5 protein-coding genes and 2 pseudogenes are annotated in these 9565 nt (G+C 69.3%); 6 read left to right on the top strand and 1 reads right to left on the bottom strand.

Going from position 1 to position 9565, the window contains the following annotated elements:
* Positions 1-464: pseudogene (locus M8J73_RS08190) on the bottom strand (IS5 family transposase); the annotation flags it as partial.
* Between the two features lie 433 nt (positions 465-897).
* On the opposite strand from M8J73_RS08190, the gene M8J73_RS08185 reads away from it, so the two are divergent.
* The 6 genes and pseudogenes from M8J73_RS08185 to dacB all read left to right on the top strand — a co-directional run bounded on the left by M8J73_RS08185 (position 898) and on the right by dacB (position 9463).
* Entirely contained in the window at positions 898-2976 is a 2079-nt protein-coding gene (locus M8J73_RS08185) for a sensor histidine kinase (protein ID WP_055541151.1), read from the top strand.
* A gap of 634 nt (positions 2977-3610) precedes the next feature.
* A complete protein-coding gene (locus M8J73_RS08180) occupies positions 3611-4219 on the top strand; it encodes a DJ-1/PfpI family protein (protein ID WP_249828395.1) in 609 nt (202 codons plus the stop codon).
* 679 nt (positions 4220-4898) lie between these two features.
* Entirely contained in the window at positions 4899-5729 is an 831-nt protein-coding gene (locus tag M8J73_RS08175) for an alpha/beta fold hydrolase (protein ID WP_055542326.1), read from the top strand.
* Positions 5730-6135: 406 nt separating this feature from the next.
* Positions 6136-7338 (top strand): annotated as a pseudogene (locus M8J73_RS08170) (IS3 family transposase).
* A 173-nt stretch (positions 7339-7511) separates the two neighbouring features.
* Entirely contained in the window at positions 7512-7730 is a 219-nt protein-coding gene (locus tag M8J73_RS08165; RefSeq protein WP_169797940.1) for a hypothetical protein, read from the top strand.
* A 353-nt stretch (positions 7731-8083) separates the two neighbouring features.
* Complete coding sequence (gene dacB / locus M8J73_RS08160; protein WP_055542328.1) at positions 8084-9463, top strand: D-alanyl-D-alanine carboxypeptidase/D-alanyl-D-alanine endopeptidase; 1380 nt, start codon at positions 8084-8086, stop codon at positions 9461-9463.
* Positions 9464-9565: the final 102 nt, after the last annotated feature.

The raw sequence follows: 9565 nt of genomic DNA, 5'->3' as shown, positions 1-9565 counted from the left end.
CCGGATACCTCGTTTGCGGAGCCAGCGGCGCAGGTGGTCGTAGTCGTAGCCCTTGTCCGCGTGCAGCTTGGCGGGCCGGCGTCTGCGCGGGCCGCGGCGTGAGCGGATCGGCGGGATACCGCGCACGAGCGGCTCGAGTGCCTGGCTGTCGTGCAGGTTCGCGCCGGAGATGCCGATCGAGAGGGGTAAACCGGTCCGCTCGGTGATCAAGTGGACCTTCGAGCCCTTCTTGCCCCGGTCCACAGGATTCGGACCTGTCCGGTCCCCCCTTTCAGGGCCCGCATGTTCACCGAGTCGATCGCGCAGCGCGACCAGTCCAGATCGCCGCGCGAACCCAGTTCGTCGAGGACGAGGGGGTGCAGCTTCGCCCAGACCCGGGCGGCACTCCACTCGGTGAAGCGCCGGTGCGCGGTCGGCCCCGACGGGCCGAGGACCGGCGGCAACTGCCGCCAGGTGCAGCCCGTCGCGAGGGTCCGTCAGCTTGCTGCCGGACCCTTTCTGCTCGTTGTGAGCGGCAATTCCTGCTTGCGGGCAGGCTGACGGCCCGGCTGTCGTGCCGCGTGAGCGCCGGATTCCACGGCTCCGGGGTGTGCTGTTCATAGGGACGGGATGCTGCTGATCAGCCAGGGTTGGGGAGGGCATCAAGCCGGTCGAGCGCGGGGATGATCCTGTTGGTCCCGGGCCGGTGGGCCGCGAGGCGGAGGATGCGGCGGCGGCCGGCGGTGACCAGCTGGGCAGCGGCGGAGTACAGCGCAGGCGCAGGCGGGCTTCGCCGACCTCGCGGCCGAGAGGTCGTCGGGGGGGAGCCGGCGGCCTTGCCCCAGGCGATCGAGGCCACCTGGGAACTTGTCCTCGTACTGATCTGCGGTTGGGGTCATTGTCTGGACGGACGGCTTCGTGCTGCTTCGGGCGCCGTTCAAGGACATGTTGCTTGTTCTGTCGTGGTCGGCTGACGGTCAGTGCGGTGCGCGCGACACTGGGTTCGTGTCGTCGTTGTCGCGAGTGTCGGATGCTGCCCTGCGCCGAACCGGCTTTGTTCTGGCGGCGGTTGCAGTGGTGGCCGCCGGCCTGACGGTGTTTCTGGGGCGTGGACTGCGGTTTCCGGCGGAGGCGGGGGACCAGCCGGTTCCGTATGCGCAGCTTGTCGGTGTGACGCTGGCGCTTCCAGCGAGCGTGGTACTCATCGGCGCACGCCCGCGCAATTCGATCGGTTGGTTGCTGCTGGCCGTCCCGGTGTTCGGCACGGCCCAGGATGTCGCCTCGGTCTACGCGGTGCGGGCCCAGGCCAGGCCTGAGGAGCGGCTGCCCTGGGGAAGCCTGGCTTACTCGCTGGGCAACGCGCTGTGGGTGCCGGCACTCTGCCTGCTGATCATGTTGGTGATTTTCTATCCGCAGGGTCGGCCGGCCTCCGCCGCATGGGCCTGGCTGGCATGGCCCCTTGTCATCGGTGCCCTCCTGGCGACGCTCGGCATGGCCACAGCGGCTCGGCCCGCTGCGGAGTACTACCGGGGCGAAGGCCCCGTCGTCCAGCTTCCGGCCGTGTGGACGCACGTGCTGACGCTCGGTGGAGCAGGGCTCGCGGCTATTGCGACTGTGCTGATCCTGGGAGGTGCTTGCGTGCGCGTGCGGCGAGCCGCCGCGCCGGAGCGTCAGCAACTACTGTGGCTTCTGTCGGGGTTGGGGCTGCTGCTCGGCGTGTCGTTCGTGCCCGCAGGGGAGTGGATGCTGCCGCCAGCCCTGGCGTCGGTCTCGTTCGCCGTCACGGTGGGCGTGCTGTGGTACCGGTTACTCGGCATCGAGCTCATTCTGCGGCGCACACTGCTGTACGGCGGGCTCACCGCGGCGGTCCTGTGCGTGTACGGCGGGGTGACCGCCGCCCTCTCCACGGCCGTGTCGGCAGGGCCGGTACCCGCGGTGGTGGCGGCCGCCGTGGTGGCCGTGCTGCTCACTCCGGTAAGGGACCGTCTGCAGCGGGCGGTCGACCGGGTCGTCTACGGTGCCCGCCATGACCCGCTCCTCCCCTTGCGGCATCTAGGCAGCCAGGTGTCCGCCGGTGCGGCCGACGTCCTGCCCGTTGTCGTGAAGGCGGTGGCCTCCGCGGTGCGTGCGCCCTACGTCGCACTCACCGCGGCCGACGGGACCCTCCTCGCGGAGACCGGGACACGGTCTGAGCCGGTGCTGGTGCGACCGCTCACCGTGGCCGGGGCGCACGTCGCCGACCTTGCGATCCGTCCGGCGGAGCGCGACGGTCTGGCCGCCACCGATGCCCGGATCGTCGATGCCCTGACGGCACCGGTGGCGCTCATCGTGCACACCCAGCACCTCAACCGCGAGCTCCGGGCCGCCCGTCGGCGTGCCGCGGACGCGTCCTCGGCGGAACGCGCCCGTATCCGCCACGATCTGCACGACGGCCTGGGGCCCTCGCTCGCCGGTGTCGCGCTGGGTCTTGAGGCGGTGGAGACGTCCGTCGCGGGACATTCCGCGGACCTGGACGCTCTCGTCCGCCGACTCCGGACGGAAGTCGCCGCCGCGATCGACGACATCCGACGCGTCATCGACGCGCTTCGCCCAGTGGCGCTCGACCTGCGCAGCCTAGTCGCGGCTCTGCGTGAGCGGGGGGACATCCTGACCCGGACGACGGGCGGTCGCCCACGCGTCACGGTGGAGGCACCCGACGAAGCCCCCGTGCTTCCGGAGCAGGTCGAGACCGCGGTCTACCGGATCGCCGACGAAGCGCTCACCAACGTGGTCAGGCACGCCGGTGCCTCGCACTGCCGGGTCCGTCTGACGTTCGGTGCGGACCTGGTCCTGGAGGTGCTCGACGACGGTCGGGGCCCGTATCCAGCCCGTTCCCGCGACGGAGGGGTGGGGCTGGCCTCCATGCGCCGTCGGGCCGAGGAGTTGGGCGGCAGCTTCCGGATCGTCCACAGCCGCCAGGGCCACCGCGTATACGTCCGGCTCCCCCTGCTGGCATGAGACGGGACGGAGGCCCGGGTGCCAGGGCCGGATCCAGCGCACCAGCTACAGCTCGTTTGTGTCCTTCAGTGACCCGGACGGCAACGGTTGGCTTCTGCAAGAGGTCACCAGCCGGCTTCCGGGACGCCTCGATCCCGCGACCACGACGTTCGCCTCGGCCGAGGACCTGCGAGCGCGCTGCGCCGTGCCGTGACCGCGCACGGGGAGCATGAGAGCCGCATCGTCGCGGAGGACGAGAACTGGCCGGACTGGTATGCCCAGTACTGGGTGCGCGAGCAGGCAGGGACCGAGCTGCCGTCGTGACCGCATAGCGCTGCAGGAGGCCAGGACCGGCTCCTCTTCGCAGTCGAACGTCGCGGCAGAGGAGGGCGAGGCACTTGGCGTGGACGCGGCCGCCGCCGTCCGCCGACGGACGCATGCGTGCGGCCGGACGGTGCCGGGCCGTGGGGCTGCGGGGGGGGCCGGGGGCGACTCGGTCGCGTGCTCGGTCCGGGAATGACGTGCGTCGGGACCTGACGCGGGTGGTGCTCGAGCGATGGTGGGCAGGCCACAGGCAGCAGATTGGCCCTCGTCCGGTACAGGTGGCCCGGAGGAGACTGCAGATGGCGCGGATGCCGTACGTGAGGGAGTTGCGATGCAGGTAGCGGTAGTCACCTTCGACGGGTTCAACGAACTCGACAGCTTCATCGCTTCCGCGCTGATCAACCGATGTCGCGGGGACGGCTTGGAAGCTTTCATCACTACGCCGACATCGGTGGTCACGTCGATGAACGGCGTCAAGGTGACGGGGCAGCGCCCGGTGGAGTTCGTCACCGAGGCTGACGTTGTGCTGATCGGCAGTGGCGTGAAGGCGCGAGAAGTGGTGGCCGACGACCAGCTGATCTCCCAGCTGCGGCTCGATTCGTCGCGCCAGCTCATCGGCGCCCAGTGCTCCGGCGCTCTGGTGCTCGCCCGTCTGGGGTTCCTGGATGGCATGCCGGCGTGCACGGACATGAAGACCCGGCCCTTTGTCGAGGCTCTCGGCATCCCTGTGCTCGACGAGCCGTTTCACGCCGAGGGGAACATCGCCACGGCGGGCGGTTGCCTGGCGTCCCAGTACCTGGCCACCTGGGTGATCACTCGCATGCTCGGGGAGGACTCAGCGCGCAACGTCCTCGACTACGTGTCCCCGGTCGGCGAGAACCAGGAGACGATCGAGCGCGCCCTGCGCGCTGTCCACTCGGCCGAGGGCGCACTGGCCTGACGCCCACGCGATCGCGTACGGCGCGGTCGCAGGCGTCACCGTCGCTGCATTCGCCGAATCGGGGATACCAAGCGGGTGACCAATCCCGCCCAGGATGGACCAAGGCCAGGCGGCTTGCTCATTGCCCAGGCGAAAGAAGGCACCCCATGGACGAGCCTGGGCGGGGAGAAGTGTGGAGTGGGCCCGGTGTCGCGGCCTCATCCGTGCGGGGACGGTCGGCCTGGACGGCGACCACATCGTGCCAGATGGACCGCCGCCGCTCGACGACGGGGCTGCCCGCCGCGCCCCCGGCGGCACGCCCCGGGCGGCAGCGGCTTTTCCCGGGGCGTCGTGCAGCGTGGCGGGACGGAGATTTCTCCCCTGCCTGAATGGGCGGAATGTCGCAGGTGGCGGAACTGGACAAGGGGCAACGCGAGCGCCTGTGACTGAGCGCGCTACTTGGCCATTCGGAGCGTCACAGTTGGCCACACCTGCCCACCTTGAGATGCGTGTCCCCCGGGGCCGTCCTTGAGACGATTCCGAGACTTGGCGAACGTCGACAAGCTGCGGATGTGGCCTGCAGGGACAGGGCGTAATGTGGGCCATACATCCGGACCGCGCCCGCTGGGCGTGAAGTCGCAGGTGCCCCACACTCATTGGTCCGTGGCTAGGGTGCGCCTGGACGAGCGGAGGATCTGCGATGGGTACAGTCACGACCGACGACCGCACCACGATCTTCTACAAGGACTGGGGTCCTCGGGATGGGGAGCCGATCGTCTTCCACCACGGGTGGCCGCTGAGCGCCGACGACTGGGACAATCAGATGTTGTTCTTCCTGGCGCAGGGCTACCGAGTCATCGCACACGACCGCCGTGGCCACGGACGCTCCACCCAGAGCGCGACCGGCCACGACATGGACACCTACGCCGCGGACGTGACCGCTCTGACCGACGCACTCGACCTGCGGGGCGCCGTGCACATCGGCCACTCCACCGGCGGTGGCGAGGTGGCCCGCTACGTCGCCCGCGCCAAGCCCGGCCGGGTCTCGAAGGCGATCCTGGTGGGCGCGGTGCCCCCGCTGATGCTGAAGACGGAGGCCAACCCGGGCGGCCTGCCGATGGAGGTCTTCGACGGCTTCCGTGCGGGCGTTGCCGGCAACCGGGCTCAGACGTTCATTGATATTCCCTCGGGGCCGTTCTACGGCTTCAACCGTCCCGGAGCACAGGTGTCGCAGGGTTTGATCGACAACTGGTGGCGCCAGGGCATGATGGGCGCGGCGAACGCGCACTACGAGTGCGTTGCGGCGTTCTCCGAGACCGACTTCACCGAGGACCTGCAGCAGATCGAGGTGCCCGTCCTCGTCGCGCACGGAACCGACGACCAGGTCGTCCCGTACAACGACTCGGCACCCCTGACAGTCAAGCTTTTGAAGAACGGGACCCTCAAGTCCTACGAGGGCTATCCGCACGGGATGCTGTCCACGCACCCAGAGGTCCTCAACCCGGACATCCTCGCGTTCATCCGTTCCTGACCCCGGCGGGCCGGCCTCACAGCGAAAGCCTGCCTTTGTCATCGACCCCTGGGGTTCGACTCATCCGGGGTGTGGGGCACCGCTGGTCATGGCGTGTGCAGGCCCGCATCAGGTGCCCGCTGGTCCTGTGGGTCCCGGCTGCTGAATTCCCGGTAACGGCGCATGGCCTCATCTACGCGTTCAAGATCCTCGGCAGAGTGTCTGCGTAGGTCGCCGAAGAGCACCCGCAGGCTGGACCCTGCCTCGCAAGCCCTCAACCACCAAAATCACCATGGCTCCGACAGCGACGAAGCCGTCCCGAAGCGCCTCAAAGATCCTGTCACGCAGAGCGACACACGGGTCTGCCGCACGATCGGGTGACATCTGAACTGGCTTGCCCTGTGGGGCGGGTGTGAAGGATGTCGCTGTGCCCAAGCCTTGTCCGGAAGAGTTCCGCCAGGACGTCGTGCGGGTCGCGAGGAACCGTGGGCCGGGTGTGACGGTCGAGCAGGTGGCCACCGACTTCGGAGTCCACCCGATGACGTTGTGGAAGTAGATGCGTCGCGCGGATATCGACGACGGGGTCAAGCCCGGCACGACCAGCCAGGAGAGCGCAGAGCTTCGGCAGGCGCGTCGGCGGATCAAGCTGCTGGAGCAGGAGAACGAGGTCCTGCGGCGGGCCGCGGCCTGTCTGTCGCAGGCGCATCTGCCGGGAAAAGGATCTACCCGCTCGTGAAGGAGCTGGCCGGGGACGGGGTGCCCGTCACGGTTGCGTGCCGGGGCTGAAGCTCGCCAGACAGCCCTACTACCGCTGGCTGGACCAGCCGGTGACCGACGCCATGCTGGAAGAGGCGTATCGCGCGAACGCGCTGTACGACGCGCACCGTGACGATCCGGAGTTCGGGTACCGCTTCCTGGCCGACGAAGCGCGCGACGCCGGGGCCGTGATGGCGGACCGGACCGCGTGGCGGATCTGCCGGGACAACCGCTGGTGGAGCGTGTTCGGCAAGAAGCGCGGCAAGGGCAGGAGGGCCGGCCCGCCGGTGCACGACGATCCGGCCCGCCGGTGCACGACGATCCGGTCCGCCGGTGCACGACGATCCGGTCCGCTGTGACGTCACCGCGACCTGCGCGAACCGGCTGTGGCTCGCCGACATCACCGAGCACGCCACCGGCGAAGACAAGCTCTGTCTCTGCGCGATCAAGGACGTCTTCAGCAACAGGATCGTCGGCTGCTCCATCGACGAGCGGATGAAGTCCAACCTGGCCGTGGCTGCCCTGCGCCATGGCCCGGCGTGGAGACGTCGACGGGTGCACTCTGCACAGCGAACGCGGATCGCAGTTCCGCTCCCGGACGTTCGTCCGGGCGCTCGACCGCCACCGGATGGCCGGATCGACAGGGAGGGCCGGAGCTGCCGGCGACAACACGGCCACGGAGTCCTTCGTCAGCCCGCTGCAGAAGAACGTCCTCGACCGCCGCGTCCGGGCCACCCGTGAAGAACTCCGGATCGCGATCGTGACCTGGATCGAGCGGACCTACCACCGGCACCGCAGACAAGCCTCACTCGACCGGCTGACCCCCATCGAATGCGAGACCGTCATGACCACGCCAGCCCTCCAGGCCGTGTGACCGAACCTGTCACCCGAACCTGCATCAGACCCGCGGTGGTGGTGGCGAGTGCCAGCAGGGCCCGGGCAGTCTGCGCTGGAGAGGCACCGGGCTTTTCTCCCTGTTCCGTTCAGGTCCTTCAGAGCGATCCGGCCGGGCAGGTTCTGGTCCTGTGCCCGCAGCCAGGACGCCAGATGGGCCTTGGCGAAGAGATGGTCGGCGCTGTCCTTGCCGCGCTCCTTGCGGCCGCACTGATGGCCGGAGCCACTTCCGTAGTGGGCGAAGTGGCAGACCTTATCGGTGCACCGCCGGGTCAAGAGCCGACGGCCACAACCGCCCTCGAGCATGGTGCCGCACCAGATGGTGACGCCCTCATGCTCACGCCGGAACGCATCCAGAAAAACACGCACTGACAGGGAGTCCCGGGAGACCGGCCAGGGCAGCCGCTCAGGTGACGCGGCGGGCGGCTGACGGTCGGAGGGCGGCTGATGGTAGGCGCGCCGTAGGACGACGTATCGGTGGGACACCTCTGGTCCTCTTGAGCGGCCGAGGAAGGGGAACAGTCGGCAACGCCCTTTGGGATCCGGGCCGGCTGGCGTGCGCTAACTTGTGATTCCTGTCTCTTACTTGTGAGTCATCTTTCGCCGGTCGTGGGGTTCATGCAACCACTTGTGCGGCACTGATCATTTAGCGTCACAGGCTCATATCCAGTCCCACCGCGCCGGCTTGACCTTCCGTCGGCGCGTCCCATCACGGAAAGCCCCCCATGAACGACAGAACCGAAGCCGTGCCCCCATCCGCCTTCACCCCCGGTGGACGCCACCGGCACCGCAAGTCGAAGCAGCTCGGCGCGGGCGCCCGCCGAGCTCTGGTCCTCGCCATGGCCGTGCCCGTCGCGTCGGCGGCACTCGCCGGCCCCTCGGCCTTCGCCGCCAACGGAAAGACCACCGCGACGGCCCCCGACGCGGCCCCGGCCACGGACGAAGACCTCGACCCTGCCGACCAGGCGATCGCCGCGAACCTCGACACCCGCATCAACGACGCGCGGTTGGGCGGCAACGTCAGCGGCGTGGTGCTGGACGCCGAGTCGGACAGCACCGTCTGGGACCACAACGGCGCCACCGCATTGATGCCGGCGTCCAACACCAAGCTCGCCACCGCGACCGCCGCCCTGACCGTGCTCGGCCCGAATCACCGGTTCAAGACGAAGGTCGTCTACGGCGACGGCACCCTCACCCTCGTCGGCGGCGGCGACCGGACGCTGACCACCGCGGACCTTGCCGCCATGGCCAAGGACGCGGTGGCCGGGCTGAAGGCCGCGGGCCTCACCACCGTGAAGGTCGCCGTGGACGACAGCCTCTTCTCCGACTCGACCCAGGCCCACGGCTGGAAGCCCGACTACTTCCCCGGCGACGTCGCTCCGGTCCGCGCCCTCGTCGTCGACGGACACGCCGTCAACGACACCTCCATCGACGCCGGACAGGTCTTCGCCAAGCAACTCGCCGACGCCGGCGTCACCTTGGACGGCGAGGTCACGCGCCGGACGGCTGAGATCACCGACGTACCGGTCGCCCGCCACAGGTCCGCTCCCCTGTCGGACATCGTCCACCGCATGATCAAGGTCAGCGACAACAACATCGCCGAGACCCTGCTGCGGATGACCGCGCTGGGCGCCGGGCAGCCCGCCACGTTCGAGGGCGGTACGGCGGTCGTGCGCGACGTACTGAGCCGGCGCTACGGAGTGTCGCTGGAGAACTTCCAGATCTACGACGGCAGCGGCCTCTCCCGTGCCAACCGCATCCCGGCCCGGACCCTGGCGGAGATCCTCGACCTGCTGACGGAGAAGCGCTACGAGCACCTGCTGAGCTCGATCCGCGACGGCCTCCCGGTCGCGGGCGAGGCCGGCAGCACGCTCGGCCCGGAGTGGGGCCGCTTCGACGACGAGAACTCGAAGTGTGCCGTCGGCAAGGTGCACGCGAAGACCGGCACCCTCACCGGCGCCATCGCCCTGAGCGGCCTGACGGTGGGCAAGGACGGCCGGTGGAAGGTCTTCTCCTTCGTGGAGAACGACTCGACGGCCGGCAACAGCGCCATCAAGGACGCGATGGACGGCCTCGCCGCGACCGTGAACGGCTGCTGGGCATAACGGCTGCCGGGCCTGACACAGAACGTGCGCCCCGGGCGCGGATGCCCCAGGGCGCACGTTCTGCGTGAAGGCTGTTCCCACCGTGCCGCCGGCACCTCCCGG

The sequence above is a fragment of the Streptomyces neyagawaensis genome (genome assembly GCF_023516595.1).
Classification (GTDB): Bacteria; Actinomycetota; Actinomycetes; order Streptomycetales; family Streptomycetaceae; genus Streptomyces; species Streptomyces neyagawaensis.
Note: the sequence above shows the minus strand (reverse complement) of the source record. Positions and strands in the feature narration are given on the sequence as shown.